The following is a 25,719-nucleotide window of genomic DNA, read 5'->3' as shown; positions in this document are numbered from 1 at the left end:
GGAGTACGGCCGATGTCGATCAAACACGTCTTCAAGCGCACCGGCGGTTGGCTATACCTGAACACTTCCCTGGGCCGCCACCCGTTGCGTGGCGCCGGCGTCATCCTGATGCTGCATCGAGTGCTGAACAACGACCGCGCCGCCGAGCTGCCCCATCGCAACGAGCTGTGCGTGGGACCTGATGCGTTCGAGCATTTGTTGATCTGGCTGCAACGGCATTTTGAATGCGTGCCCTTGATGAGCTTGTTGCTGGCCGACCCGGAAAGCGTTCCGAACCGCCCACGGGTGGCGCTGACGTTTGACGACGGCTGGCGCGATAACGCTATGAACGCCTTTCCCCTGCTGCGCCAGTACCAGGTGCCGGCGAGCATTTTTTTGTCCACTGATTTCGTCGGCAGCCGCCAGCACTTCTGGTGGGAAAGCATCGGCGAAACCCTCTGGGGCAGCCACGGCCAGGTGGCGCGGAACGCTCTGATCGAGCATTTGCACGACGTCGGCCGGCCGTTGCCGGTGCTGCTCGATGACATTGATGACGAGCGCCGCAGCCTGGCGCTGCTGCATTATCTGCAAAGCCTCAAGAGCCTCGACCCACGCCTCTTGAGCGACCTCACCGACGCTTGCCCACAAGGTTCCCAACCCCAGGCGCTGGACTGGACCCAAGTACGCATGCTCGAAGATTCCGGGCTGGTGCGCTTTGGCCCCCATGGCGCCAGCCACGCGATTCTGACCGGGCTGGATGACCAGCGCCTGCACGAAGAACTGACCCGCAGTTGGACGGCTCTGGAAAACGGCTGCGCTCAACCCTTGCCGGTGTATTGCTACCCCAACGGTGACAATGACGCTCGTGTGCGCGAGCAGGTGGCGGCCCATGGTTTTCCTTTTGCCCTGGGCACCGACGCCGGGCTGTATCGCCACGACGGCGATCCCTTGAACCTGCCGCGCTTCGGCGTCAGCCAGCGCAACGCCTGTCACCCGGAACTGCTGGCCTGGCGCATTCGTCGAGGGGCACGCCCATGAGCCGCGCTCATTACCTCAGGCACTTGGCGCTGAGCATGGGCACGCGCCTGGCGATGATCGGCCTGCGCCTGCTGCGCAACGTGCTGCTGGCGCGGATCCTCGGGCCCAGCGAACGCGGGCTGTTCGCGCTGCTCAGCACCCTGCCGGACCTGATCAGCGCCGCCACCAGCGGCGGGCTGAACAGTGCCGTCGGTTACCAGGCCGCGCAGCAACGGTCGATGGGTTTGCTGCTCAGTCAGGTGCTGGTCTTCGGCTGCCTGCTGGCCGGGTTGCTGACGTTGCTGGTGGTGGCGCTGGTACGCGAATTCGGCGGCGAACTGGATATCACCACGCAGCTGGGCCTGCTGGCATGGCTGCTGTTGTTGGCCGTACCGTTGACGGTGCTCAAGAGCGGCCTGCTGACCCTGCACAATGCCTCGGGCGGCGTGGGCGCGTTCAATGCCTTGCGGCTGATGGAATCCCTGGCGCCGCTGTTGCTGTTCGTGGCGTTGTTCTGGATGTGGAAAGACACCGCGCTGGAAGCGGCGCTGATCAGTTGGCTGGCAGGCCTGAGCCTGGTGGTGCTGGCCGGTTGGATGTGGTTGCGCCGCGATCACGCGTTCACCCTGCACTGGGATCGCGCCAGTCAGAACGAACTGCTGCGCTACGGCGCACGCAGCCATCCGGATTTGCTGTTCCAGCAAGTGATGCTGCGTTCGGACTTCCTGTTCATCGGTGCACTGTTGGGCAGCACCGCGTTGGGACATTACGCCATGGCCAGCGCCGCCGCCGAGCTGCTGCTGATCGTGCCGGAAGCGGTCACCACTCCGCTGATGAAACGCCTGCTGCAGCAAGACAGAGACATGCAGCGCCTGACCCCGCTGGCCTTGCGCCTGACCGCAACGGTGATGCTCGGCGCCTGCCTGGGCATGGCGTTGGTGGGCGAATGGCTGATCGTCACGCTGTTCGGCGCGGTCTATCAACCGGCCTATCCCGCCCTGCTGGCCTTGCTGCCGGGGCTGTTCGGACTCTGCTACGCAAGCATCCTGCGCCTCGACTTGCTAGGCAAGGATCGTCCCGGCAGCGTATCGCTGCTGATGGGCGCCGGGGCGCTGGCGAACCTGGCACTCAACCTGGTGTTCATTCCCCGCTATGGCATCGTCGGCGCTGCCGCCGCTTCGTCCATCGCCTATCTGGGTGTGACCGTTGCCATGCTGATGATGTATTGCCGTCTCAGCGGCGTGTTGCTGTGGCAGACGTTGATCATCCTGCCAAGCGATCTGCTGCCGATGCGTCAGATGCTCCTGGGGAAATCGGCATGAGTGCGGTTATCCGTCAAACCGCCATCGTGAGCAGGCTTGCGAGGGTGTCAGTCCACGGGTGGAAAACCGGCTTGTGCTTGTGCCTATGCAGCTTGGGCTGCCTGGCCCACGGCGCGTCCATGCAATGGACCGGTATCCGCGACGGCAGCCTGTACCTGCAAACCGACCGTGCGGATCGGGTGACCGTGCGCTGGGTGCCGGCCTGGCAGGCCGAGGCCAACACCGAACACTTGTACCTGCTCGACGGCCAAGGGCAACTCGTCGGTGAACGCCTGGTCGAGGCCGCTCAGGTGCGTGGCGAGCAGCAGTGGCCCTTGTTGCCGGGCGTCGCCAGTTATCGCCTGGAAATTCCCGGCTACAGTTTCCGTCGCTATGGGGTCGAACACGATGCCCGCACCCACGCCCTGTTCGCCCCGGCCAAAGTGCATTTCAGCGCCGAAGTCCACGACGGCGACGAGTTGTATTTCAAAGTGGCTGCTGGCGAGCAGGCAGTGCTGGCGGGCAAATTCCATAACGGCGTGCGCGCGTTGCAAGCCCGGCGCGTCGCCGATGGCAAACAGCTGCAACTGAACCTCAAGCCGTACCGCGCCTATTGGCATTTCGATCAAGTGGCGCTGCCGGCAGCCGACGTCGAACAGACCTGGCGCTTGCAGGTGCAAGGCAATGGCAAGCTGGCGTTCTGGCTGGACGGCACGGCCAACCTGTTCGCCCAAGACCCGGCGCACCTGCAACCGTTGCGCGAGGATCCCGGGCAAACCCACTTGAAGGTCCACGACGAGGTACTCGGCACGACCCCAAGATTGGGCATGTCCCTGCCCTACGTATTGCCGCCGCCGTCCAGCTACGCCGTGCTCGATGCACTCAAGCCCCGAGCCGCCACCTACTACAGCCTCGTCGATGTCACCGCGGCCAGGGCCGATCATGAAGATGCTTTCCGGCGCTTGTATCAGGACCGCTTCGGCATCGACCGGGACATCACCTTGTTGGCCGGCAGCCAGCGCCAGGCCGATCTGCGGGCCGATCGAACCAGCAACAGCGGCTTGCAAGCCTGGCTCAAATCGACTCGGGCCCTGGGTGGCAAAGGCATCCACTACCTCAGTTTCGCCGATGAACCGAACCTCAACTACCCGGACTTCGCCAGTTACCAGCAAGTGTTCGACAGCATGGTCGACCAGGTCCGCGCCGACGACGCCAACGCACGCGCCGGGGTACGCATCGCCATACCGGCCAGTTCGCGGTTCACCAACGGTCCGCTGGCGGAAAACGCCGTGCAAAAACGCGGGATCGACTGGGCGCGGCGCCTGCTGGAAACGTCCGGCGATCAGATCGACGCCCTGGCCTGGCATGAATGGATGGTCCGCGACTTACTGGCCACCCGGACGTATCGCGACAGCGTCCGGCAGGCCGCCGATCTGGTGGGATTGGACCGCCAGGGCCGGCCGCGCAAGGCCTTGCTGCTGGACCAGACCAACATGTCCAGCGGCTCGAGCCTGAGCCCCTACGACCAGGAAACCCACTACGCCGCCCTGTGGTGGACGTCGGTGGCGATCAACGCCTCCGCCGACGGCTGGCTGGACATGCTCAACTGGTTCATGTCCGCCGACGAGCCGCAATACCCCAAGGGCATGGTGCGGATCCTGGGAACCCAGCGCTTCGAGATCAAGCCGGTGGGCCTGGCCCAGCAATTCATCCAGCAACACTGGCTCGACCAGGTTCTGCGCCTGGACAACGATGCGTTTGAAGTCGATGCGCTGGCCATGGCCACCGGGCCACAGCGCAGTCTGCTGGGCGTGAACAAAAGCACCCGCGCCCATCAAGTCAGCCTGGAGGGCGCGGCCTGCCCGCAACCCGGCGCGAGCCTGGTGTATTTCGGCCCCGACAACATCAGCCGCAACGTCCCGTTCGACTGCAAGGCCGGCCAAGTCGGTTTCCTGCTGCCAGGGGAAACCGTGTTCGCCCTGAGTTGGACTGCTTCCCTTCTCCCACAACCTGCCACCCGTCAGGAGGCTCCATGAACGTTCTGCAAAAATTGCGTGATCGCATTCAGAAAAAAGGCCTGCGCTCCCTCTTAAAGCTGCTGGTACGCCGCTTCGTGTTTTTCCATTCGCAACTGGTGTGGCTGGAACACGATGTGAAGATTCCATTGAGGTCGCATAACCTGAGGCCTTACCCACCGCTGCGCCGAGAGTTCATCACAGTCGCCAATGCCGACGCTTTTACCCGGCATTTCGGCGACCGTGTCGAAACCATGCGCGAGCTGGCGGCCGAGGGCTACACCGGCCTGATGTACCTGGACGACAAGGGCGACACCGTGGGTTTCGTCTGGGCCAGCATGCGGGACTATTTCGATCATCACTTCTATGGCTGCTGGTTCCCGATCAAGCCCGGCGAGTACTTTCAGTTCGGTGGCGAGATGATCCGCGCGTACTGGGGAACCCAACTGTCGGCGGATGTACAGATGGACATGTGGAAAATCATGGAAGACAAGGGTTGCAGCAAAATGGTCGATGTCTGCGACTTGCAGAACACCCCAGCGATCAAAATGCATATACGCATGGACTGCCAGGAACGCGGCCAGATCACCCACGTGTATTGCTTGTTCGGGCGCTGGCGGTTTTTCCGCGACACATTCTACAGCGGCTCGGTACTGGACGGCTTTCGTAAACCGGCCCCGCCGGTTGCATCGACTGCAACGGCCTGATGGCCATGGCGATCCGGTTCCAATGGTGTCGCTCCCTGGGCGCAGCGGATTTTCCTGCCACAGCTTATGAACAGCTGCGTACCCAAGTGACCGACGCGACACCCTTCAATACCCTGGCCTGGCTGCAAGCAGCGGAATTTGCCCTGCTACCCGACCAGCAACTGCACCTGCTGCTGGGTTGGCAAGAGCAGACCTTGTGCCTTTGCCTGCCGCTGGTATCGGGGCGCGAGCGGATCGGCGGGTTGCCGTTCCGGGTGCTGCGTCACTTGGGTTATCCGCTGGCCGACCGCATTGCTTTGCTGGCGCAATTGGACGCCGAAGGCATGGGCCAGGCATTGATGCAGATTCGTCAGCATTTGCCCCACGCCCTGCTGCAATTGAATGAAGTGACTGAGCCGGTCGGTGAGCAAAGCGTCCTCAGTGCCTGGATGGCGCTCAGTTCCACTGGGGAGCGGCGGCTCAGTTGTCGGGTGCCGGTGCACTTGATCAGCGACAGCGACCGCGAGGAAATTTCTGGCGATCCGCGCTACAAGTTACGCCGCGCACGCAAGCGGATCGCCGCCTGCGGTGCCGAGATTCGCCGGGTGACACCGGACGCCATCAGCATGGGGCAATTGTTGCGAGCCCTCGCCGATGTCGAGGCGGCCAGCTGGAAAGGCGAGGAAGGCGTTGGCATCTTCGCCGACCCGAGGCGCCGGCAATGGATGAACCACGCCTTTACCGCCCTCGCCGCCCAAGGCCAAGTGCGGGTGGTGATGCTGGAGCTCAACGGCGAGTGCATCAGCTATCGCCTCGGCCTGCTGGACCAAGGGCGCCTGTACGACTACAACCTGGCGTTCCTGCCGCAGCATGCCGACCTGGGCAGCGGCCGGGTACTGCTCGAAGAGTGGATTCGCTGGGGACTGGACGAGAACTGGCGCTGGATCGATGCATCACGGGTCAGCCTGGAGAATTCAAGTCATCAACTGCACGAACGCATGACCGGACAGCTGGAGCACTGGCGCTGGAGTTTCTATTCCTGGCAGCCCGACGGCTTGTTCCTTGGACTTGCCTTGCGGCTATGGAAAAGCCTGAAGCCTTGGCTGGGAAAGCGCCGGGCCAGACCGACCGCGACGACGGCATCGTCTCCCAACAAGCCTTCGGAGAATACGCATGCCTCGCCAAGTGATCGTTAACGCTGACGACTTCGGGCTTAGCTTCAGCGAAAACGAACTGATCCTGCGAGCCTTCGAAGCAGGCGTGATCAGCTCCGCTACGGCGATGGCCAACATGCCCGCTTTCGACCAGGCATGCGAGCTGGCCCTGCACCCTCTGCTTGAAGGGCGTATCGGCCTGCATTTCAACCTCAGCTATGGGTCGCCGCTAAGCCATTCAATCACCTCACGGGCGGCATTCTGCGACGTCAGCGGCGAGTTCGACCTCAACTTGTCGCGTTATTGCTTGCGTCTGAGATCAAAAGATCTGGCGGCGGTGGAAGAAGAACTCCAGGCGCAGTGGCAACATTGCCTGGACCGCGGCCTGCGCCCCAGCCACCTGGATTCGCACCAGCACGTCCACAACATCTGGCCCATCGGAGAAGCAGTCGCACGCTTCGCCGCGCGTCAAGGCGTGCCAATGCGATTGGCCCGCAACCTAGGGCCGAACCTGACCACGCCCAAACGGATTTTCAAGACACTGCTCAACCGTCGCCTGCGTCGACTTTGCGGCGCAACAGCGGACTTCGTCTGCACCCCCGCCGACTTGCACCACGCGGCGCCACCGGATCATGGCTCGCTTGAGGTGATCGTTCACCCACTGCATCTGGACGGCGATTTTGGCGACGCCAGCCTGGCTCCCGGTAAATCCCTGACCCACGTGCTGCACAGGCGTCTGGCGGGAGTGCCGAAGGTCGGGTATGGCGAGAGTGGGCGCGGGATCGAGCTGCTCGACCTGGGGGATATGCCGTGACAAGAGGCCGCTATGCGGCCCAGCGGGAGCAAGCTCCCTCGCCACGAGTTCACCTCAGCTCCCAGGGCATATCCTGGTCAGCGCGAACGCCGACCTCCTTGGCATTGACGTGCTCGTTCCCGCGTATCTGACGAATGGCGGCCGCCCTTTATCGGTCGAGCTTTTTCTCAACTTGCCGGACCTTGTCCTGCAGTTTTTCAGCGTCCTGCTCGTGGCTCTTGATCGACTTCGGCGTGATCGTTTTATCCACCTTGTCGGTCGCCGGATCGGGGCGCTGCACGTCGCGTTCCACCACCGGCACCGGCTCGCCGACGGCGTCCTTCGCGGGTGCAGCGTTGCCGACGGGTGTTTGCCCTTTGGAATGCTCAGGCGTCATGGCTTCGTCCTCGATATTGATAGGTGTCGAGTTTTCGAGTCGGGCGAAACGGTGAGAGTTCGATCGGGTTACCTACCGTCTGGAGGCACAACGAGGCCCTCGTGGCGAGGGGATTAGTCCCCGCTGGGCTGCGCAGCAGTCGCAAGCACACCGTCCGAAATTCCAGCGTACCCTGGAAGGAATCTGCTAAAACGCAGCTTCTGCCCCAAGTAGCGAATCGCGTCGATGTCCTCATCTTTTCTCTCTCGCCTCAAGCAACGTTGGCTGGCCTGGTTTTTCATGGCTGCGCTGGTGGTCGGCCTGCCGGTGGGCTGCGCCGTGTTGCAGCACAAGGAGCGCGAATTGGTGTTTCGCATCGAGCCGGGGACCGCAAGCTGGTTCAGCGGGCTCCCCAGCGGGGTGCAGGAGTTCGATCTCAAGCCGAAAAGCTTCAAGGCCGGGGAAAATATCCACGGCTGGTGGTGGCCGGCCGAACGCAAGAATGCCCCGGCCATCCTGTACCTGCATGGTGTGCGGTGGAACCTGACCGGCCAGTTGTTTCGCATCCAGCAACTGAGGGCGCTGGGCTATTCGGTGCTGGCCATCGATTACCGCGGTTTCGGCAAGAGCCAGGGCGACCTGCCGTCGGAAGCCAGCGTCTATGAGGACGCGCGAATCGCTTGGGAGCGTCTCGAAGTGCTGCAACCGGACCCGGCGCTTCGGCTGATCTACGGCCACTCCCTGGGCGGCGCGGTCGCCGTCGACCTCGCGGCGCAACTGGGCCAGGAAGCCGCCAGCAATGGCAGCGTCGTGCCGGCCCGGGGCTTGGTCATCGAATCCACCTTCACGTCCCTTGGCGATGTCGCCACCGCGATGGCCAACACCTCCTTGCCGGTGCGCTGGTTGCTGTCGCAGAAGTTCGATTCCATCGACAAGATCGGCGAGATCAACATGCCGTTGCTGGTCGTCCACGGCGCCGCCGACCGCTATGTACCGCCGCGCTTCAGCGAGCAGTTGTTCAATGCCGCCCGCGAGCCCAAGCACCTGTTGCTGGTGCCGGGGGCCACGCACAACAACAGCATGAGCCTGGCGGGCCGGACTTATCGGCAGGCACTGGATACATTGATGAAAACCACAACGTCGCCTGTCGCAGGACGCGCTGGCGCCAGTTCGGCCAAGGCCGGTTGACGCCTGCTGATCGTTCAAACATTTGTAGGAAAAAGCATCAGCTCCCCTGATATTCCGCTCGCGGGCAAAAAAAAACGGCACCTTTCGGTGCCGTTCGTTTGTCACGCTTGAAGCATTACTTGCGTGCCGCCTCCCACGATTTCAACAGCTCGGTGTAGCTCACGGTTTCGCCTTTAGGCTTCTCGTTCGCCAGTTTCGGCTTCGGTGCACCCGGTTGGTCGAACCAGTATTGCGCGTCGCGCTCAGGGTTCATCTTAGGTGCGCAGGTGGCCTGGGCCTTGGAGCGTTCCAGACGGGTCATGATCGCGTCCTGATCCTTGGCCAGGCCGTCGAGGGCCTGTTGCGGAGTCTTCTCGCCGCTGGCAGCTTCGGCGATGTGGCTCCACCACAGTTGTGCCAGGCGTGGATAGTCCGGCACGTTGGTCCCAGTCGGCGACCATTGCACGCGGGCCGGGCTGCGATAGAACTCCACCAGGCCACCGAGTTTCGGCGCCAGGTCAGTCATCGCCTGGGAGTTGATGTCCGACTCACGAATCGGCGTCAGGCCAACGATGGTCTTCTTCAACGATACGGTCTTGGACGTCACGAACTGCGCATAGAGCCAGGCCGCGAGTTTCTGTTTCTCAGGCGTGGACTTCATGAACGTCCAGGACCCCACGTCCTGATAGCCCAGCTTCATGCCCTCTTCCCAATACGGACCGCGCGGCGAAGGCGCCATGCGCCATTTCGGCGTGCCATCGGCGTTCACCACCGGCAGGCCCGGCTTGGTCATGTCGGCGGTGAATGCGGTGTACCAGAAAATCTGCTGGGCGATGTTGCCCTGGGCCGGCACCGGTCCGGATTCGGAGAACGTCATGCCCGCCGCTTCCGGTGGCGCGTACTTCTTCATCCAGTCCACGTATTTGGTGGTGGCGAACACGGCCGCAGGGCCGTTGGTGTCGCCGCCGCGGGTCACGCTGGAACCGACCGGATGACAGTCTTCGACGCGAATGCCCCACTCGTCCACCGGCAAGCCGTTGGGCAGGCCCTTGTCGCCACCGCCGGCCATGGAGAACCAGGCGTCGGTGAAGCGCCAGCCCAGGGATGGGTCTTTCTTGCCGTAGTCCATGTGGCCGTAGACGCGCTTGCCGTCGATCTCCTTGACGTCCTCGGAGAAGAACTTGGCGATGTCTTCATAAGCCGACCAGTTCACCGGTACACCCAGCTCGTAGCCGTATTTTTCCTTGAACTTGGCCTTCAGGTCCGCACGTTCGAACCAGTCGGCGCGGAACCAGTACAGGTTGGCGAACTGCTGGTCGGGCAGTTGATAGACCTTGCCGTCCGGCGCGGTGGTGAAGGAAATGCCGATGAAGTCCTTGAGATCCAGTGTCGGCGAGGTGAAATTCTTGCCTTCGTTGGCCATCAGGTCGGTGATCGACTCGGTCTTGCCGTAGCGAAAGTGCGTACCGATCAGGTCCGAGTCGTTGACCCAGCCGTCATAGATATTCTTGTCCGACTGCATCTGGGTCTGCAGCTTCTCCACCACGTCGCCTTCCTGGAGCAGGTCGTGGGTCAGCTGGATCCCGGTGATTTCGTTAAACGCCTTGGCCAGTACCTTGGATTCATATTCGTGAGTGGCGATGGTTTCCGACACCACGTTGATTTTCATCCCGCGAAACGGTTCGGCAGCCTTGATGAACCACTTGAGTTCTTCGAGCTGCTGCTCGGCTGTCAGGGTCGACGGCTTGAATTCACTCCCGATCCATTTTTTAGCGGCGTCTTCATAGGCGTCGGCCCAGGCCGCAGCGCTCAGCCCGCTGAGTGCCAGCATGGCTGCCAATGAAACGCTATGTCGCAGCTTATTGTTTTTATCGAACATAGAGACCTCCTGTTTGGGTTTAAGAGCTTTCGTCGAACCTTTGCGACTAGCCCCACCGCATCACTGCCAACAGCCACACCAAAGACAACGCGAACGCTATCCAGATGCTCCAGTCGGTAACGCCGATTACCAGCAGATGCAGGTAGGCGCTACCGAGAAGACCGATAAACAACCGATCACCACGGGTCGTGGCAATCGGCAGGAAACCACGTCGAGGGATACTCGGCGAACGCAGTTCCCATGTTGTCATGCCTGCCAGCAGCAAGGCGATGACCCCAAAGAATGCCGCCGTCGGGGCGGTCCAGTTCATCCATTCCATCATCGACTCCTCAGACCCGGCCCAGGGCAAAGCCCTTGGCCACGTGGTTGCGAACGAACCAGATCACCAGCATGCCCGGCAGGATGGTCAACACCCCCGCCGCCGCCAGCACACCCCAGTCGATACCGGACGCCGACACCGTGCGGGTCATGACCGCCGCGATCGGCTTGGCATTCACCGAGGTCAATGTCCGGGCCAGCAACAGCTCGACCCAGGAGAACATGAAGCAGAAAAATGCCGTGACACCAATGCCGGACCCGATCAACGGAATGAATATCTTGGTGAAGAACTTGGGGAAACTGTAGCCGTCAATGTAGGCGGTCTCGTCAATTTCTTTTGGCACCCCGGACATGAAGCCTTCGAGGATCCACACCGCCAGCGGCACGTTGAACAGGCAGTGAGCCAGGGCCACGGCGATGTGGGTGTCGAACAGCCCAATTGATGAATACAGCTGGAAGAACGGCAGCAGGAACACCGCCGGTGGCGCCATACGGTTGGTCAGCAGCCAGAAGAACAGGTGCTTGTCGCCAAGAAAGCGGTAGCGCGAGAACGCATAGGCCGCCGGCAGCGCGACCGCCAGGGAAATCACCGTGTTCAGGCTGACGTAGTACAGCGAGTTGAGGTAGCCGGTGTACCAGCTCGGGTCGGTGAAGATCACCTTGTAGTTTTGGAAGGTGAAATCCTGCGGCCACAGCGTCAGGCCGCCGAGGATTTCGGTGTTGCTCTTGAACGACATGTTCAGCAGCCAGTAGATGGGCACCAGCAGGAACAGGATGTAGATCAAAAGCGGAATCAGCTTTCTCTTGCTCATTGTGCGGGCCTCAACGGTTGGCGTCGGAGTGCGTCATGGCGGTATAGAACAGCCAGGACACCAACAGAATGATCAGGAAGTACACCAGGGAAAACGCCGCCGCCGGGCCCAGGTCGAATTGACCGATGGCCATCTGCGTCAGGGTCTGGCTGAGGAACGTCGTGGCGTTGCCCGGCCCGCCGCCGGTGAGTACGAACGGCTCGGTATAGATCATGAAGCTGTCCATGAATCGCAGCATCACGGCGATCAGCAGCACGCTTTTCATCTTCGGCAACTGAATGTGGCGGAACACCGCCCAGCTGGATGCACGATCGATCCGCGCCGCTTGATAGTAGACGTCTGGAATCGCCCGCAACCCCGAATAGCACAGCAGTGCCACCAGCGAAGTCCAGTGCCAGACGTCCATCACCAGCACCGTGACCCAGGCGTCCATGGTGTTGGCCGCGTAGTTGTAGTTGATGCCCATGGCGTTGAGCGTCGAACCCAGCAGGCCGATGTCAGCGCGGCCGAAAATCTGCCAGATGGTGCCCACCACGTTCCACGGGATCAGCAGCGGAATCGCCAGGATGATCAACACCAGGGACGACCATTTGCCCTTGGTCGGCATGGTCAGGGCGATGGCGATCCCCAGCGGGATCTCAATCAGCAGCACGCACGCCGAGTAGATGAACTGGCGCAGCAGTGAATCGTGCAGGCGTGGATCGAGCAGCACCTGCCGGTACCAGTCGGCGCCGACGAAGTAGCGGCTGGACTGGTCAAAAATGTCCTGCACCGAATAGTTGACCACGGTCATCATCGGGATCACGGCGCTGAAGGCCACCAGCAGAAATACCGGCAGCACCAGCCACCAGGCCTTGTTGTTCTGCACCTTGTTCATGGCTGCACCTCGCCTGCGGACTCAAGCAGATATTCATCGGCATAGACCATCAGCCATTGGGCCGGGAAACTGATGTACGCCGTACCTTCCGGCACCGGCTTGTCTTCGGCCAGGCGCACTTTCAGCGGTGCGCCATCGAGGTTCAGGGTCAGGATCTTGTAGGTACCCAGGTCTTCGACGTGCACGACCTCGGCTCGCATCGCGTCGTCGTAAGGACCGTCCCAGACATGGATGAATTCCGGACGGATACCGACCTTCAGGCTTTTGCCCTCGGCTTCGGCGACACGCCGTTGCAAAGTGTCCGAGAGCGGCAAGTGGGTCGAGGCAAAACCGACGCCGCCGGACTGCGCCGTGACCTCGATCAGGTTCATGCCGGGGCTGCCGATGAAATAGCCGACAAAGGTGTGGCTCGGGCGCTCGAACAAATCCCGAGGCGTGCCGAACTGGACGATCTGGCCGCCGTACATCACCGCGATCTTGTCGGCGAACGTCGAGGCTTCCAGCTGGTCGTGGGTGACGTAGACCATGGTGATGTTGAACTGCTCGTGGATCTGCTTGAGCTTGCGCCGCAATTTCCATTTCAGGTGCGGGTCGATCACCGTCAGCGGCTCGTCGAACAGGATCGCGGACACATCGTCACGCACCAGCCCGCGGCCCATGGAGACTTTCTGTTTTTCGTCGGCGGTGAGGTTGCGAGCCTTTTTATCCAGCAGACTCTGCAGGTCGAGGACCTCGGCGATTTCCTGCACCTTGGTGTGGATTCGCGCCTCGGCCATGCCCTGGTTGCGCAGCGGGAACGCCAAGTTGTCGAACACCGTCATGGTGTCGTACACCACGGGGAACTGGAACACCTGGGCGATGTTGCGGCGCTCCGGGGTCAGGTCGTTAACCACTTTACTGTCGAACATCACCTGCCCTTCGGAGGGGCTGAGCAAACCGGAGATGATGTTGAGCAAGGTCGACTTGCCGCAGCCAGAAGGCCCGAGCAGCGCGTAGGCACCGCCCTGTTCCCAGATATGGTTCATCTCGCGAATCGCGTAGTCTTCGGGGCCCGCCGGGGTGCTGGTGTAGCTGTGGGCGAGGTTCTGCAAACGAATTTCGGCCATCAGGCAACCCTCGCAATGCGCTGCCCGGGGGCTTGGACGAGCTTGCCCTGGGCATCGAAGACAAACAGTTTGTGGGTCGGAATATAGATGCGGATCGGTGCGTCGACGTCGTATTCGTGCACGCCGGGCAAATGCAGGACGAGCAGGAAGTGTTCGTTGCGCACGTGCAGGAACGTCTCCGAACCGCTGATCTCGGCCACCTCGACGGTCACCGCCAGCTCCAGGTCGTCATCGTTGCTCGGCACCAGGGAGATATGGCTGGGGCGCACGCCGAAACGGAACTCGCCCTCGCCCACCGGACGCAGGTCGACGTTCAGCGGGAAGTGCACGAAGTTGGCGAAGCTGACCTCATTGCCGGCAATGCGTCCCGGCATGAGGTTGATCGGTGGCTCGGAAAACAATTCGGCGGCCAGCACGGTTTGCGGCTGGTGATACACCGAGGACGACTTGCCGCTCTGGATCACCCGGCCTTCATGCAGGATCGTCGTGGTACCGCCCAGGGCCAACGCTTCGTTCGGCTCGGTGGTGGCGTAGACGGCGATGGTGTGGCGAGCCTGGAACAGCTCGCGCATTTCCTGGCGCAGTTCTTCACGCAGCTTGTAATCGAGGTTCACCAGCGGCTCGTCGAACAGGATCAGTTCGGCGTCCTTGACCAGCGCACGGGCCATGGCCGTGCGTTGCTGCTGGCCGCCGGACAGCTCCAGCGGATGACGCTTGAGGAATTTTTCGATCCGCAGCATCTTCGCGGTTTCCAGGACCTTGCCCTGGATAATCTCCTCGGACACACCGGCCTGGCGCAACGGCGAGGCGATGTTTTCGAAAACGGTCATGGTCGGGTAGTTGATGAACTGCTGATAGACCATCGATACATTGCGCAGCCGCACCGGCCGCTTGGTGACATCGACGCCGTTCATCAGGATGCGACCGCTGTCGGGCTTGTCCAGCCCAGCCATCAAGCGCATGAGGCTGGTCTTGCCGGACAGCGTGCGGCCCAGCAGGACGTTGAAGGATCCGGGTTCGAAACTCAGATTGGCATCGTCGATCCAGGTCTGGCCTTCGACGGTGCGACAGATGTGCTCAAGCTGTAATGACATGGCTCGGCCTTTTTATTATTTGGAGTCAAGCGACCCAGGTGCAAAAGCGAAAGCCGTGCCAGAAATCGCAAGCCCATGATTTTATTAGAATAGGTTTCTGTTAAACGGAAAATGGCATTCGCGGATGAACACAAGTGAACAATGAGGAATGAACAACTGAACAATGGGCAGGTTGACAATGAACAATTTTGAACAACACTGAATGAACGCTTTCGGTTAGCCTGGCCTCCAGTCGATGGAGGCGCGATTGCCCCAGCACATGGAGTCTGTGCGAGACTTGCCACAACAATAAAAAATCGCACCTACGAGAGTGCCCCATGGCCGCACCTGCTCCTGCCTTGACCCACGAGGCCATCATCCAAGCCTCCTGGTCCCGCTGCCGCGCCTTTGGCCTGAATCACCAGAGCGTGCCCGCGTTCGACCAACTGCCCGCCGAGGGCATCGCCCAGTTGCTGGAAAGCCAGCATTCATTGGTGCAGACCACGCACCAGGAAGTCCTGCCGTATTACGAGAACATCCTGAGCAATTCCAATTGCCTGATCATGCTGGCCGACAATCAGGGCCAGGTGCTGACGTCCTGGGGCACCCAGCGTTTCATCGAGCCGAAACTGGCCCATGGCTTCAGCGCCGGGGCGAGCTGGATGGAACGCTGCACGGGCACCAACGCCATCGGCACCGCATTGGCTTGCGAACAGGCTGTGCACATCGAACACGATGAACACTTCCTCAAGGCCAACCGCTTCATGACCGGCTCCGCGGCGCCGATCTTCGACGCCGAGCGCAAGGTCATCGCGGTGCTGGACGTCTCCAGCGACAGCTACCTGCCGCCATCCCACACCCTGGGCATGGTCAAGATGATGAGCCAGACCGTGGAGAACCGGCTGATCCTCAACCTGTTTCGCGGTGAGCACTTCCAACTGACCTTCAACACTGGACTGAACAACCTCGACAGCCAATGGGCCGGGTTGCTGATTTTCGATGAGAGCGGCCAGGTGCTTTCGGCCAACCGCCGCGCCGACAACCTGTTGGGCCTCAGCCTGTCGCGGGTGAGCATCGAAAGCCTGTTCAAGGTCTCGCTGATGGAATTGCTCAACCAGCCCGACGGCCTGCCGTTCGCCTTGCAGGCGTCCGGACGCAATCGATTCCAGTGCCTGCTCAGGCGGCCGAAGCAGGTTTTGATCAAGCCGCGCATCTTCACCGACCCGACGCCCTCGCCTACACACGCCCCTGCCAATACCGCCATCAGCCTCAACACCCTGCACTTGGGCGACAGCCGGGTAGAAAAAGCCGTGCGCCAGGCCGAGCGCTTGCTGGAAAAAGACATTCCGCTGTTGATCCACGGCGAGACCGGCGTCGGCAAGGAAGTCTTCGTCAAAGCCTTGCACCAGGCCAGTTCGCGCTGCAAGCAGGCGTTTATCGCGGTCAACTGCGCGGCGATTCCCGCCGAGCTGGTGGAATCGGAATTGTTCGGTTATGAAAAAGGCGCCTTCACCGGCGCCAACCAGAAGGGCAGCATCGGCCTGATCCGCAAGGCCGATCGTGGCACGCTGTTTCTCGACGAAATCGGCGACATGCCCCTGCCAACCCAGGCCCGCCTGTTGCGAGTATTGCAGGAGCGTTGCGTGCAACCGGTGGGCAGCGCCGAGCTGTTCCCGGTGGACATCCGCATCATTTCCGCCACCAACCGCTCGCTGCGTGAACAGGTGCAACTGGGGCGATTTCGCGAAGATTTGTACTACCGCATCGGCGGCCTGACCCTGGAACTGCCGCCGCTGCGCGAGCGCAGCGACAAGCAAGCACTGTTCAAACGCTTGTGGGAACACCACCGCGAACCGACCCAATGGGCCGGCCTGAGCCGCGAAGTCCTCGATCTGTTCGAGCGCCATCCTTGGCCGGGCAACCTGCGGCAAGTCAGCAGCGTGCTGCAAGTGGCCCTGGCGATGGCCGAGGAACAGCCGATCCGGCCGGAGCATCTGCCCGACGATTTCTTCGTTGACCTGGAAATGGAGCCGGTGGAAACACCGGAACCGCTGACCGTGGACCTGAACGATGCCGAGGACTTGAACCGCCAGTTGCAGGCAGTGGGCGGCAATATTTCACACCTGGCGCGACGGCTCGGGGTCAGCCGCAATACGCTGTACAAACGCCTGCGACAGCTTGAAAGCTGAGACGAAAGCAGCCTCCGAAGAGGCTGCGATTCGTTGGAACACCAAGTTAATCGAACGCACCGTTGAGCACTTCATAGATGATGCCGCTGGCGATCGCCACCAGGATCAAGTCGGTGCCGACCTGTTGCCACTCATAACCGTCATAGTGCGGCAAGCGTCCCAATAAACGTCCGTCGAGCTTCTTCGCGATGCCCGGTGGCAACGGCTTGCCGCGGGCGAGGTTTTTCTGGATGCCCGGCGGCAACGCCGGAGCAGGGTTCCAGTAATCCCGATAACCACCAATCACGCCAAGAATGCCGCCACGGTCGACGCTTGGACCGTTATGCCAATCGCCGCCACCGCCCTGGTTGCCCTTGCCTCCCTGGTTGCCCTTGTTGCCGGCATTACCTTGGCCACCCTTGTTGCCCTGCCCGCCCTTGCCTCCTTGCCCCTGACCTTGATCGAACTGAGCGTTTCCCTTGCCGTTACCCGGGTCCGCAACAACGATTCCAGGACCTGTGACCAAGGCAAAACAGGTCATTGCAGCAATCAACGAGCGCGATTTGAACATGGCAGTTCTCTCGAAAAAGGGGATGTCCCCTGTAAAGATATAGAGACTCACGGTGATATTAGTTCCATATCACGCTGCGCGTCGCTTGCCTGCACCGTCCACGCACTTCATGCCCAAGGATGGGTTTGTATTATCAGTGACTTATTTCTGAGGCAAAGTTGAAACGTTGCCGGCCTCGACAGCCATCGATTCATGCCGCTGGTCGCTTGGGGAAAGAGGCCCGCATAACGCCGCTGCCTCTGGCGCAAGGTTTGCACCGGAACGTCGTAGCAGCCCCAGGACGACGTCTTTCTGGCGCGGCAGCAAATTCTCATGCTTGGTCAGCCACTGGAGATGTACCGTGTCAACTCTCAATGAAATCGCAGCGAACCACGCGAGAATGGCAAAACTAAAGGAAGAGGAGTCGATGCGGCTGAACGCACTTGAAAGCCAGGTAGTTGGCAGTTTTGAAATGCCGTGCCCACAAGCAAAGCAGGACATGCCGCTGCACTTTCTGACGATGACCCAAGACCATGTTTTTGCGGAGGCCATGCTCTGAGTGTTGACCTGAGTGCTGGATGAACCTGTCGCCCGTTGATAAACGGGCGATTCAGGATGAGCTGCCTTTTCCCGTTTCCGCCGTCTTCCTGAGCATTCCTTGCTCGCGCGCAGGACTATCGTGATGTCCATCACAGATCAGCTAGCCATTTAAACGACCGGTGCGGTATTTCTGTGCGCAAACGCTTATAAAGCGGGCAGCGCAACGCTTCGGGTTCAAGGCTAAAGACAGAAGCGCAGGACTCTCGGAAGAAATCCACTTTTCATGGAACATAAGGAACGGGAAAATGAGCAGCACTGAACAAGTACAAGGCACCGACAAATACAGCGCCAAATGGCAGGAACGCTTCGCCTTCTTTGACGCCCATGGCGCGCCAAACGACCCGCGCTATAAGGAAGCCGTCAAGACACTGCCTGACTTCAAGAAGAAAATACTGATCAACGCCAACGTCATTGCGTTTTTCTTCGGGCCTATCTACCTGTTCGTCTTGGGCCTGTGGAAGAAGAACCTCGCCCTGCTGGGTACCTTCCTGGCAATCAACATCCTGTTGAGCGTGGTCTTCGCCATCATCGGCATGGATTTCCCCCGACCGTTGAGCATGGGCCTGAACATCGCCATGTCGATGATGTACGCGCTCATGACCAACTACGCCTACTACTTGAAAGAAGTAAAAGGTGAGCAAGGCTGGAATCCGCTTAAAGGCATGCGCCTCTGACATCAGCCATAAAAATTGCGCAAACAGCCCCGCTTGATTGTCCATTGAGAGTCGCCTGGCGTTACCAGGCCTTCTCAAAGGAACTCGACAATGGCTGACAACTTGAGCAATCGCGGGCCCCAAGACCGGAGCCGCATCAGCACTTCCGAAGATTGGGAAATGAAATACTGGACAAAAGAGTTCGGCGTAACCGAAGACGAACTCAAGGCCGCGGTAAAAACCGTTGGACCGATGGCCGATGATGTTCGCCGTCACCTGAAGAAGTAATGAATAAGCCCCACGTGGCTGTGGGGCTTATTCTCGAAAAAAACAATCCCTGCCCCATCGGCTTAGTGCCTTAGATAAGCTCGTTAGAAAAAATGAATTACCCGTTGCGGCGTTCGGTCAACAATTATGAACGCAGTAATCTGACGAGGTAACAGCAATGACTATCGAAGCAGAGACACTCGTACAACTCACCGAAGCCCTTCAGGATCGCGGCATGGTACTGGTATCCGACGTGGCATTTATCCGCGCCCCGTACCGGCATGACCATCACTGGATCTGCGTGGTCCGGTAAAGGGCTTTGGTTGCTTGCATAAAGTGCATCAGCGGACGGCGCCGCTGCAGTCAGGAAGAACCCGGCGGTATCCCGTCCTTGTTGAAGTCTTTCAAACGCTCACGCTCCTGCTCCGTGGAATGGGCGGGGGTGTCGTCCTTGGGCGGTTCTTTTTTCTGTTCGTCAGTCATGGGCATATCCTCTTGGTGATAGGCATTCGGCAGGCCATGGCGTCGGCAGTTCAAACTCTTCACGTCTTCAACAGCCCGTTACAGTCCGTCCTCTTGAATGTCACCCACCCGCAGCTCGCGCACACCGCCTTCTGCAGTGAACCGGACGACGGCGCCCTTTCCTTGCGTCAAGGCAAGTACGTGATCAATCAACGCGTCATGACTGTCGGCCTGCAGGATCGGTTTGTAGCCATGGGACTTGTAGAGGGTCCAACGGTCGTTCTCGAATTCAATCCTGTACACGTCCACTGCCGAGCACTCCGATGATGTTGCCGATAGATACGCTAAGGCGATTGAGTGTTCCGGTTTGAAAGTGATCCTACCGATTGAGGTTCAAATCGAATCCAAAGGCGTTCTCTTGTCACGCGCGCGATCCCACAACCGCACTTCCAGGCTGTTATGCACCGCCGTTGCACAGACTGCCGCCTGGCCGGTAGCGACACTGATTTGCTTGAGCGAATCAACGACGTCTCCAACCGCGTACAAACCTTCGACGCAAGTCGCCTGATGCGCGTCGACGCATAGCGCACCCTGCTCGTCGGTTTCGGCGCCGAGCTGCACCGCCAGTTCGGAGCACACCTGCGAACCCAGTGAGGGGTACACAATGTCGAAGCAGAGGCTCTGGCCCTTGCAGGTTTTTACTTGGACCTGATCGTCGCTGGCCTCGATGTGCTCGACCCTATCGCCAATGAGGCGAATGCCGGCATGCTTCGCCACCGCAACGGCTTCTTCGCAGGCTTGGCTGTCGCCATAAACCAACACCGTCACCCGGTCGGTGAAGTTGCGCAAAAACAATCCGTGGCTGATTGCGCAGCTCGCTTCGCCATATACCGCGACGTTGTCGCCGTTGACTTCGTAGCCATCGCAAATTGCGCAGAGGCGGATCACCGATTGCGCAACCGCATCGTAGGGGCGCTCCATGTGGGGCAGCGTGTCGACGATTCCGGTCGCCAATACGACGCGGCGCGCAATCAGTTCCCGGCCGTTCAGTTGCGCGACGAAACCTGCGCGGTGCTTGATCAGGCGCTTCACCCTTCCCGATTCGATGATCGCGCCGTAGCGCAAGGCCTGCTCTCGCAGCCGGGTGAGCAAGTCCCTTCCAGAGATGCCCGGTGGGAATCCCGGATAATTATGGGACCGTGGAATGAGACTCGCGCGGCTGCGACCACCGTCGGCCACCAAGACCTGCCGATGGAAGCGACTCAAATACACGGCGGTGGTCAACCCGGCGGGGCCAGCGCCGATGATCAGACAATCAAGGTCGACGTGCCCAGCCTCGGTGGAGGCTGATTCTGGCCGAGCGAACAGCTCGTCATAGTCGTCGGGGGCTAAGGGCATCACCTGTTCCTCGTGCTTGCGGTGTCATTAGCAGTGACTCGAACTGAACGACAAAAGATTGCCTGGGCCGACAGACGGCCGTTTGTGCCGTGTTATCAATGACTTGGCGCCCTTCCGTTTGTCCTGTGCGGCAGATCCGCGCGTGAACTTGCGGCTCGCGGCTCTTTTCGAAACTGAAAGAAACCTTGTCGAACAACGCGCACAGAAGGAGCCGCCCAATGGACGCCCCCCGAGAAATCACTTACAGCCAATTCCCACCCATCGAGCATCCTCGGCGCAGCGGCATGCTGCCCGTCGACGACCTGCATACGCTTTATTGGGAAGAGAGCGGCAACCCCGACGGTGTGCCGGTCGTGTACCTTCATGGGGGACCCGGAGAAGGTGCTCCGCCGACCAAACGGCAATTTTGGGACCCGGATCATTACCGCATCGTATTGTTCGATCAGCGCGGTTCCCTTCGCTCGACGCCCTTGGCGGAACTGCGCAACAACACCACCCAGGCACTCGTCAACGACATCGAGGCGTTACGGGAGCACCTGGGAATCGATCGATGGTTGATCACCGGTGGCTCGTGGGGCACCACCTTGGCATTGGCCTATGGCGAGGCGCATCCGCAACGCTGCCTTGGCTTCCTTCTGCGAGGGGTTTTCCTGGGCACGGGCGACGAAATCGACTGGTTCATCCACGGCATGCGACGCTTTTTCCCCCGTGCCCACGAAGACTTCGTGAACTTCATTCCCGAAGCCGAACGGCACGACCTCTTGGAGGCCTACCTGGACCGCATGACCGGCGACGACGAGCAGCTCCGCATGGAAGCGATCCGCGGCTGGGTGCGCTATTCCGCCAGCTGTTCGTTATTACGCCACGACCCTGACGGCGTGGAAGAACAAGCTTCGGACGATCAGACCAGCATCGGCATGGGGTGCCTGGATGCCTGGTACTTCAAGAACAAACTGTTCCTGGAGGAAGATCAACTCATTCGCGACATCGAGGTCATCGCCCATCTGCCCTGTAGAATCATTCAGGGCGGGCACGACATGATCGCGACGCCGAACTCGGCCTTTCGCCTGCACAAGGCGTGGCCAGGCTCGGTACTGACGGTGGTCAACGATGCCGGGCACTCGCCTTCCGAGACGGGGATCATCAGTGCGCTGATTGAAGCGACGGAGCAGTTCAAGCAACGTGGGGAATTCAGTTAGGCGCTGACGGGACGCTATGAAGCCTGCACCAAGCCGGTCTTCAATGAAGCACTCTGCGACTTTCCCCGATCCTTATACGATCAAGCGCACGGTTCAACGCATCCAGCGCCTTTAAAAGCGCCTGCGCTTCAACTTCTCGGCCATCCCCCCACAGGCGCTCAGCCATTTTGTTGAGCGCCAGGATTGAACGCTCGATTTCGGCGGCAGTCGCTGCCGGTTTTTCATCGGGCTGTTTTTTTGGCATTGGGTGATCCTTCCTGAGGCATTGCCCGTCGCTCGGACAATACAAACCGGCATCTGAGTGATGATACTGGAGGGAGGGTCCGCATAGGCAATCTACGAAGCCTTGGCGATGGCATCGGACGCGCTCGCTGCGAAGCGCCACGCTCAAGACCAGATGGCCGTCTCGGTATTGATCTCGGCAACAGATGTAGCGTTGAACTGCCGCTGGCGATGCAAATCATCGCGCATTTTCGGGTAATTGAAGTTCTTGGTTCCCAGCTCTTTCAAAACCAGGCTAGAAATTTTGTACGTGCCGCAATCCGCGCAGTCGACGCGTTCACCGCCTTGATCTTCTTCGCACTGCTGCGCTTCCAGCCCGCATAGATAGCACTTCATACCCGATCTCCTGTTAGCCAATACTTAGGAGATCGCCTCGTCAGAGTAGAAGTTTCAATTTGTGGAACGACGGGCAGGGGGAGTTTACGGCGCTATATCATTGGCCCATCTCACAACCGTGCCCTGCTTCGTTTTTCCGCTTAGGGAAAAGGCGGATCCGCCGCGAAATCCGTAGGGATATTAAGAAAGGAATGCCAAGCATCCACAGCGTCATGATGACGCTGGGCGGCATCCTCCCAAAAAGGACCGGATACCTCTTTCATCGGCACTGGAATTGACCCATGCATTTCCCACCCTGACCCCTGCTCCGTGGATCAACCCCCTTGTTTGCCAGGGCAACGTTGCAACTGCTGGCGGATGCCTTTCGGCGCTTTATCTGGTGGGATGGTTGGTTGAATCCTGGTTCGATGCCGACAAGCGCCGTGCGACGTTGCTCCCTGTCCTGCCCGCTGGGCAGCAGGCGCTGTATGATGCGCTGATCGGGCTCAGTATCCGACAAGGAGAAGTTGCCGCCTCCCGACAAAAAACGCGACATGGCATGTCATCTAATTGGTAGTTAGAACTCAGGAAGAGATCCCCGATGCCCCGAGAAGTTGAGCTCATCAAGTCCGTGCCGGTCCCCTTGAGGTCCGGCGTCACTCACCTTTACACGTCGACGAACCTGGCAGACGCTTTTGCGATTCAGCTCCCTGCGGGCACCTCCAGCGATCCAGACTTGCTCGCGCGATTCATCCTTTCCCACCAGCCATCCTGGATCGGATGGCTCATGAAAGTCCGAGACACTGTCGTTGCCTGTTTTGGGCTCAAGACAGCCAGACATCTGGCGACACTTGCTCATCGGATTCAAATCTTCAAGGTCTACAGCACGAACCAGACTGAAATCGTGTTGGGCGAGGACGACAAGCACCTCGACTTCCGGATATCGATCCTCTGCTTTGAAGAGGCAGAGCCGGAAGGTACTCGCCAACTGGTTTTTTCAACCGTGGTCAAGTGCCACAACCGTCTGGGCCGGGCCTACATTTTCGTCATTGCCCCGTTTCACCGCTTGGTTGTTAAGGCGAGTCTGCGCCGTGCAGCACGCATTGGTTGGCCTTTGGCTGCCTGAGCCGCGACGCCGCAACCCCCGTGGCGAGGGAGCTCGCTCCCGCTGGGTGGCGAAGCCGCCCTAAAAAGGATGGCGCGGTTATACAGACAAACCGCAAAGACTGAGGACAAAAGACTGGGGACAGACCAAGGTTCTGAGCTAAGAAATTGGCAAAGGAGATTTGAACATGAGCCAACACCTGACAACATTTGACATGGCGGCACTACTCGATAGCGACGAAGCAATCAGTGAGTACCTTTCTCAGGTGCTGGCTGATGGTGATAGCGAGGAGTTTCTCCGAGCGATCGGCTATGTAGCCAAGGCCCGAGGCATGGCGCAGATCGCTAAGGACTCTGGCATGGGGCGAGAAAGTTTATATAAGGCGTTCGCACCCGGATCAAAACCGAGATTCGATACCGTACTCAAGGTTATTCATGCGCTAGGCATTGATCTTCATGCGCAGCCTGGGCATGCGGCTAATCATTCACCTGCCTGACGAACGGATTGCACAGCGGGGACAACCACGATTGTGAGCTCACTTATAATCGGACCGTCTCACAATCGTAGTCAGTCCCCGTTCTCCTTATGATCGAATCCGTTCGATGGAAGCTCTCAGCGAAGCAAAGCAAGATAAATCTGTCCCTTTTTCCTCCGCAGCTCGATTAACGCGAGCGCTGCTCCTTCATGTAAATTGAAAGGCAACGAAAAACCCGGCACGATGGCCGGGTTATCCGACGTCATGCTGTTCAGCAATCTACTTAGCACCACCATTCTCACGATTCGTCTGGGCGTCTTGGTCAGAACCCGGGTTGCCAGGAGGCGGGCTCCAGTCCTCCGGTCTCTCGCCAGTGCCCTGCTTCGGCTCAGACTTAGCTTGCTCCAGCCCGGATCCATGGCCTTCGCCTGCGTCGGGCGTCTTCTCATCTGGCCCGGAGTACGGCGCTTCGGGGCCGTTATTGTCATCCACCATGCTATGTCTCCTCTAATGCGCGGAATCTGCGCTATATAGCTGAGAGGCAGCGCTCTGAATGAAAGTGCTATGGCGTCGACGAGCGGACAATAAAAAGCCCGGCTTGATGGCCGGGCTGCTCTTATTAGTTTTTGCAGACTTCCTGCGGAGGCGCAGCAGGCGTCAGCTTCTTGGGAATCACAATTGAAGTGCCAGGAAAAGCGGCGAGTTCAAAAACCGCGAACATGCAAACAAGCGGCTGCTGACCATCTTTGTTTGGTCTGCTACTCACCCCTACCAAAACTTCGTAGTCCTTCCCTGGTCCCAGCGTGTAAACAAGCGCCTGGTCAGCGCAGGCCCAGTAAGAGTTGCCATTGCCACCAACGGTCGCGCCTAGGGTCGCCATTTGGAATGGCAGATCAGTCCTAACGCGATACTCGGTTACGACTTCTTTGTAAGCCCCTTCGCCCATCCGAATGGCAGGGACGTACTGAGCGAGAGTAGGGAAAACTCGTTGCGGCATGCCAAGGCTCGCCGACTTCTGGGGGTACTGCGGATAGTTGATGTTCGCCGTCCCGTCCCGCCCGAAACGTCCGGCTTCAGCCATTTTATGCCGGGTAGCAGGAGCACAACTGCCGGTGATGCTATCGCCGAACACGTCGGAGTTCGTAATAACGCGAACACGCGCCATTCCCTCCGATTGAGCAGGCTCTTCGTATGGAACCGAAGGTATTCCAGAGCAACCAGCAAGTGCTAGAAAAGTTACGAAAGTGACGACTCGCATGACCATTTCCTTATGTACTCGACAACTCAACATCCGACACTACGGCGATTGGATACGTTGGGTTGGACGTCGAATGAGCGTTGTGAGGTGGGATGTAAAAGCTTTGGGAAAGCTTGGAACGCATCCAACAAAAAAGGGCCCACCTTTCGGTGAGCCCTTCTAGACCGCCCAGCAGAGCGGATTTTGTTTGGTAGGCGCGATTGGACTCGAACCAACGACCCCCACCATGTCAAGGTGGTGCTCTAACCAACTGAGCTACGTGCCTGCTGTGAGGCGGCATTCTACGGAATTCCGGAGGGGTGTCAATACCTTTTTTTTCACCTAACCCTATGAATATGCAAAATATTTAATTTCGGTAATCCACCGAAGATTTGGGGGGTGGCTGGCGGCGGATTTTTAACTCGGGTAGGATCGCTGCATTCGTAAAAAATATA

The 25,719-nt window shown here is 59.7% G+C and carries 28 protein-coding genes, 1 tRNA gene and 1 pseudogene; 16 read left to right on the top strand and 14 right to left on the bottom strand.

Annotation, left to right across the window (positions count from 1 at the left end; genetic code table 11):
• Positions 1 to 12 precede the first annotated feature (12 nt).
• The 6 genes from J3P82_RS09255 (at position 13) to J3P82_RS09230 (ending at position 6,966) form a co-directional block, all read left to right on the top strand.
• A complete protein-coding gene (locus J3P82_RS09255; protein ID WP_434562456.1) occupies positions 13 to 1,017 on the top strand; it encodes a polysaccharide deacetylase family protein in 1,005 nt (334 codons plus the stop codon).
• Complete coding sequence (locus J3P82_RS09250; protein WP_434562454.1) at positions 1,014 to 2,318, top strand: oligosaccharide flippase family protein; 1,305 nt, start codon at positions 1,014 to 1,016, stop codon at positions 2,316 to 2,318. Before J3P82_RS09255 ends, J3P82_RS09250 begins: the two co-directional genes overlap by 4 nt.
• Before the next feature lie 119 nt (positions 2,319 to 2,437).
• A complete protein-coding gene (locus J3P82_RS09245) occupies positions 2,438 to 4,333 on the top strand; it encodes a hypothetical protein (RefSeq protein ID WP_434562452.1) in 1,896 nt (631 codons plus the stop codon).
• Positions 4,330 to 5,019 (top strand): N-acetyltransferase, encoded by a 690-nt coding sequence (locus J3P82_RS09240; protein ID WP_434562450.1) that lies wholly within the window; start codon positions 4,330 to 4,332, stop codon positions 5,017 to 5,019. The genes J3P82_RS09245 and J3P82_RS09240 overlap by 4 nt, the downstream gene beginning before the upstream one ends.
• Before the next feature lie 5 nt (positions 5,020 to 5,024).
• Positions 5,025 to 6,194: a GNAT family N-acetyltransferase gene (locus J3P82_RS09235; protein WP_434562448.1), complete on the top strand. Its 1,170-nt coding sequence runs from the start codon at positions 5,025 to 5,027 to the stop codon at positions 6,192 to 6,194.
• On the top strand, positions 6,172 to 6,966 hold the full coding sequence (locus J3P82_RS09230; protein ID WP_434562446.1) for a ChbG/HpnK family deacetylase: 795 nt from the start codon (positions 6,172 to 6,174) through the stop codon (positions 6,964 to 6,966). Before J3P82_RS09235 ends, J3P82_RS09230 begins: the two co-directional genes overlap by 23 nt.
• Positions 6,967 to 7,114: 148 nt before the next feature.
• Here the strand turns inward: J3P82_RS09230 and J3P82_RS09225 are convergent, their stop codons facing one another.
• Positions 7,115 to 7,342 carry a hypothetical protein gene (locus tag J3P82_RS09225; RefSeq protein WP_434562444.1) on the bottom strand — a complete coding sequence of 76 codons (228 nt, stop codon included), beginning with the start codon at positions 7,340 to 7,342 and terminating at the stop codon, positions 7,115 to 7,117.
• A 225-nt stretch (positions 7,343 to 7,567) separates the two neighbouring features.
• Between J3P82_RS09225 and J3P82_RS09220 the strand changes: the two genes are divergently transcribed.
• Entirely contained in the window at positions 7,568 to 8,509 is a 942-nt protein-coding gene (locus J3P82_RS09220; RefSeq protein WP_434562442.1) for an alpha/beta hydrolase, read from the top strand.
• Positions 8,510 to 8,624: 115 nt separating this feature from the next.
• On the opposite strand, the gene J3P82_RS09215 is transcribed toward J3P82_RS09220, so the two are convergent.
• The 6 genes from J3P82_RS09215 to J3P82_RS09190 are packed head-to-tail and all read right to left on the bottom strand — an operon-like array spanning position 8,625 to position 14,574.
• A complete protein-coding gene (locus J3P82_RS09215) occupies positions 8,625 to 10,367 on the bottom strand; it encodes an ABC transporter substrate-binding protein (protein WP_434562440.1) in 1,743 nt (580 codons plus the stop codon).
• A 46-nt stretch (positions 10,368 to 10,413) separates the two neighbouring features.
• Entirely contained in the window at positions 10,414 to 10,686 is a 273-nt protein-coding gene (locus tag J3P82_RS09210; RefSeq protein ID WP_025212861.1) for a DUF2160 domain-containing protein, read from the bottom strand.
• A 10-nt stretch (positions 10,687 to 10,696) separates the two neighbouring features.
• Positions 10,697 to 11,497: a carbohydrate ABC transporter permease gene (locus tag J3P82_RS09205; RefSeq protein ID WP_434562438.1), complete on the bottom strand. Its 801-nt coding sequence runs from the start codon at positions 11,495 to 11,497 to the stop codon at positions 10,697 to 10,699.
• A gap of 10 nt (positions 11,498 to 11,507) precedes the next feature.
• On the bottom strand, positions 11,508 to 12,374 hold the full coding sequence (locus J3P82_RS09200; protein WP_186639844.1) for a carbohydrate ABC transporter permease: 867 nt from the start codon (positions 12,372 to 12,374) through the stop codon (positions 11,508 to 11,510).
• The gene (locus J3P82_RS09195) at positions 12,371 to 13,480 is read right to left on the bottom strand and encodes an ABC transporter ATP-binding protein (RefSeq protein WP_434562436.1); all 1,110 of its coding nucleotides are present in this window, start codon (positions 13,478 to 13,480) and stop codon (positions 12,371 to 12,373) included. Before J3P82_RS09195 ends, J3P82_RS09200 begins: the two co-directional genes overlap by 4 nt.
• Positions 13,480 to 14,574, bottom strand: coding sequence for an ABC transporter ATP-binding protein (locus J3P82_RS09190; RefSeq protein WP_434562434.1), 1,095 nt, complete (start codon positions 14,572 to 14,574; stop codon positions 13,480 to 13,482). The genes J3P82_RS09195 and J3P82_RS09190 overlap by 1 nt, the downstream gene beginning before the upstream one ends.
• Before the next feature lie 317 nt (positions 14,575 to 14,891).
• On the opposite strand from J3P82_RS09190, the gene J3P82_RS09185 reads away from it, so the two are divergent.
• Positions 14,892 to 16,742, top strand: a complete 1,851-nt coding sequence (locus J3P82_RS09185) for a sigma-54-dependent Fis family transcriptional regulator (protein ID WP_434562432.1) — start codon at positions 14,892 to 14,894, stop codon at positions 16,740 to 16,742.
• A gap of 46 nt (positions 16,743 to 16,788) precedes the next feature.
• On the opposite strand, the gene J3P82_RS09180 is transcribed toward J3P82_RS09185, so the two are convergent.
• Complete coding sequence (locus J3P82_RS09180; RefSeq protein WP_434562430.1) at positions 16,789 to 17,292, bottom strand: anti-virulence regulator CigR family protein; 504 nt, start codon at positions 17,290 to 17,292, stop codon at positions 16,789 to 16,791.
• Positions 17,293 to 17,632: 340 nt separating this feature from the next.
• On the opposite strand from J3P82_RS09180, the gene J3P82_RS09175 reads away from it, so the two are divergent.
• The 4 genes from J3P82_RS09175 (at position 17,633) to J3P82_RS09160 (ending at position 19,104) form a co-directional block, all read left to right on the top strand.
• Positions 17,633 to 17,830 carry a hypothetical protein gene (locus J3P82_RS09175; RefSeq protein ID WP_434562428.1) on the top strand — a complete coding sequence of 66 codons (198 nt, stop codon included), beginning with the start codon at positions 17,633 to 17,635 and terminating at the stop codon, positions 17,828 to 17,830.
• A gap of 286 nt (positions 17,831 to 18,116) precedes the next feature.
• Positions 18,117 to 18,545 (top strand): DUF2628 domain-containing protein, encoded by a 429-nt coding sequence (locus J3P82_RS09170; RefSeq protein WP_434562426.1) that lies wholly within the window; start codon positions 18,117 to 18,119, stop codon positions 18,543 to 18,545.
• Positions 18,546 to 18,635: 90 nt separating this feature from the next.
• Complete coding sequence (locus J3P82_RS09165; protein WP_434562424.1) at positions 18,636 to 18,812, top strand: DUF3606 domain-containing protein; 177 nt, start codon at positions 18,636 to 18,638, stop codon at positions 18,810 to 18,812.
• Positions 18,813 to 18,969: 157 nt separating this feature from the next.
• Positions 18,970 to 19,104, top strand: coding sequence for a hypothetical protein (locus J3P82_RS09160; protein WP_434562422.1), 135 nt, complete (start codon positions 18,970 to 18,972; stop codon positions 19,102 to 19,104).
• 248 nt (positions 19,105 to 19,352) lie between these two features.
• Here J3P82_RS09160 and J3P82_RS09155 read toward each other — a convergent pair whose 3' ends face one another.
• Both J3P82_RS09155 and J3P82_RS09150 read right to left on the bottom strand, forming a co-directional pair.
• The gene (locus tag J3P82_RS09155; protein WP_434562420.1) at positions 19,353 to 19,556 is read right to left on the bottom strand and encodes a hypothetical protein; all 204 of its coding nucleotides are present in this window, start codon (positions 19,554 to 19,556) and stop codon (positions 19,353 to 19,355) included.
• 90 nt (positions 19,557 to 19,646) lie between these two features.
• Positions 19,647 to 20,651, bottom strand: coding sequence for an NAD(P)/FAD-dependent oxidoreductase (locus tag J3P82_RS09150; protein ID WP_434562418.1), 1,005 nt, complete (start codon positions 20,649 to 20,651; stop codon positions 19,647 to 19,649).
• Between the two features lie 218 nt (positions 20,652 to 20,869).
• Between J3P82_RS09150 and pip the strand changes: the two genes are divergently transcribed.
• The gene (gene pip, locus J3P82_RS09145) at positions 20,870 to 21,850 is read left to right on the top strand and encodes a prolyl aminopeptidase (RefSeq protein WP_434562416.1); all 981 of its coding nucleotides are present in this window, start codon (positions 20,870 to 20,872) and stop codon (positions 21,848 to 21,850) included.
• A gap of 40 nt (positions 21,851 to 21,890) precedes the next feature.
• Here the strand turns inward: pip and J3P82_RS09140 are convergent, their stop codons facing one another.
• Together J3P82_RS09140 and J3P82_RS09135 are read right to left on the bottom strand one after the other, a co-directional pair.
• Entirely contained in the window at positions 21,891 to 22,094 is a 204-nt protein-coding gene (locus J3P82_RS09140; RefSeq protein WP_434562414.1) for a hypothetical protein, read from the bottom strand.
• Positions 22,095 to 22,237: 143 nt separating this feature from the next.
• A complete protein-coding gene (locus J3P82_RS09135; protein ID WP_434562412.1) occupies positions 22,238 to 22,468 on the bottom strand; it encodes a hypothetical protein in 231 nt (76 codons plus the stop codon).
• A 319-nt stretch (positions 22,469 to 22,787) separates the two neighbouring features.
• On the opposite strand from J3P82_RS09135, the pseudogene J3P82_RS09130 reads away from it, so the two are divergent.
• From J3P82_RS09130 to J3P82_RS09120, 3 genes and pseudogenes are all read left to right on the top strand, one after another.
• Positions 22,788 to 23,024, top strand: a pseudogene (locus J3P82_RS09130) (DJ-1/PfpI family protein); the annotation flags it as partial.
• 24 nt (positions 23,025 to 23,048) lie between these two features.
• Complete coding sequence (locus tag J3P82_RS09125; RefSeq protein ID WP_434562410.1) at positions 23,049 to 23,573, top strand: DUF2867 domain-containing protein; 525 nt, start codon at positions 23,049 to 23,051, stop codon at positions 23,571 to 23,573.
• 166 nt (positions 23,574 to 23,739) lie between these two features.
• Positions 23,740 to 24,048 carry an addiction module antidote protein gene (locus tag J3P82_RS09120; protein WP_038858737.1) on the top strand — a complete coding sequence of 103 codons (309 nt, stop codon included), beginning with the start codon at positions 23,740 to 23,742 and terminating at the stop codon, positions 24,046 to 24,048.
• A gap of 598 nt (positions 24,049 to 24,646) precedes the next feature.
• On the opposite strand, the gene J3P82_RS09115 is transcribed toward J3P82_RS09120, so the two are convergent.
• The gene (locus J3P82_RS09115) at positions 24,647 to 25,285 is read right to left on the bottom strand and encodes a hypothetical protein (RefSeq protein ID WP_434562408.1); all 639 of its coding nucleotides are present in this window, start codon (positions 25,283 to 25,285) and stop codon (positions 24,647 to 24,649) included.
• A gap of 188 nt (positions 25,286 to 25,473) precedes the next feature.
• Positions 25,474 to 25,550, bottom strand: a tRNA-Val gene (locus tag J3P82_RS09110).
• Positions 25,551 to 25,719 lie beyond the last annotated feature (169 nt).

Source organism: Pseudomonas sp. Z4-20 (assembly GCF_051131955.1).
Taxonomy (GTDB): Bacteria; Pseudomonadota; Gammaproteobacteria; order Pseudomonadales; family Pseudomonadaceae; genus Aquipseudomonas; species Aquipseudomonas marvdashtae.
Note: the sequence above shows the minus strand (reverse complement) of the source record. Positions and strands in the feature narration are given on the sequence as shown.